The organism is Polaromonas sp. P1_G4, assembly GCF_056405475.1.
In genome coordinates, this window is sequence record NZ_JBFUCA010000832.1 from 1 (window position 1) to 1,236 (window position 1,236).

Genomic DNA, 1,236 nt, shown 5'->3' on the forward strand with positions numbered 1-1,236 from the left:
ATGATGTCCTTGGCCTCGGTCAGCGACAGGCCCAAACGCTTGGCGCGCAGGGTAAGCTTGAGCCGGGTACGGTCACGCGCGGTGTACACGCGGTTGCGTCCGCCCGCCCCTTCGCGCTGGGGCTGCAGCAAGCCCATGTCTTCGTAAAAACGCATGGCGCGCGTCGTCAGGTCAAACTCTTTTGCCAGGTCGCTGATGGTGTAGGTAGTGGCCATGATGTGGTCTTTGCAAACGCGGGCGACAGCGCGAAACAGGCGCGGTCCCTACAATGGTTGTGTATGACGTTTACGTAAACGTCAAATATACCGCGAATGATGACATGAACCTCCTTGAGCAGCAACTGGATTACCCCTTTGGAGACACCCTGCCCGAGTCGGGCATGGCCATGGAGGTGGCGCCGGACGTCAAGTGGATACGCATGGCCCTGCCCTTCGCGCTGAACCACATCAACCTGTGGCTGCTGCGCGACGAGATGGACGACCCGGACCGGGCGGGCGCGAAGATACAGGGCTGGACCATCGTGGACTGCTGCATCAGCCGGGAAGAGTCCAAAGCGCAGTGGGAGGCGATTTTTGCCACCCAGCTGGAAGGCATGCCGGTGCTGCGTGTCATCGTGACGCACATGCACCCCGACCATATCGGGCTGGCGCACTGGCTCTGCGAACGCTGGACCACGCCCAAACGGGTGTGCATGTTGTGGATCAGCGCCACCGACTATCTTTCGGCCCGCATCGGCTCACAAAGCACCACGGGTTTCGGCGGGGAAAGCGCCGCGCGCTTTTTTGCCGCGCACGGACTGGTGGATCCGGAATCCGTCGAGAAAATCCGCGGCCGGGCCAGCTACTACCCCGGCATGGTGCCGGCCGTGCCGGCCAGCTACGTCCGCATCATGGACGGCATGAYGGTGCGAATCGGCGGGCGCGACTGGCGCTGCATCAGCGGCTACGGCCATGCACCCGAACACATCGCGCTGCACTGCGAAGCGCTGGACACCCTCATCAGCGGCGACATGGTGTTGCCGCGCATTTCAACCAATGTCAGCGTTTACGACATGGAGCCGGAATCGAACGCGCTCACGCTGTTTCTTGAGTCCATCGACAAATTCCTGCCGCTGCCTGAAGACACGTTGGTGCTGCCCTCCCACGGCAAACCCTTTCACGGGCTGCATACACGCATAGGCCAGCTGCACGACCACCACCGAGACCGCCTGGCCGAAGTGATGACGGCCTGCACCGC

At 62.3% G+C, this 1,236-nt stretch carries 2 protein-coding genes; one reads left to right on the forward strand and one right to left on the reverse strand.

Translation table 11 applies throughout. The features are described from left to right. A partial coding sequence (locus tag AC1D1X_RS23760; protein ID WP_477699407.1) for a MerR family transcriptional regulator occupies positions 1-215 on the reverse strand: 215 nt, incomplete at its 3' end. A 104-nt stretch (positions 216-319) separates the two neighbouring features. Here AC1D1X_RS23760 and AC1D1X_RS23765 point away from each other — a divergent pair. Further along, a partial coding sequence (locus tag AC1D1X_RS23765; RefSeq protein WP_477699408.1) for an MBL fold metallo-hydrolase occupies positions 320-1,236 on the forward strand: 917 nt, incomplete at its 3' end.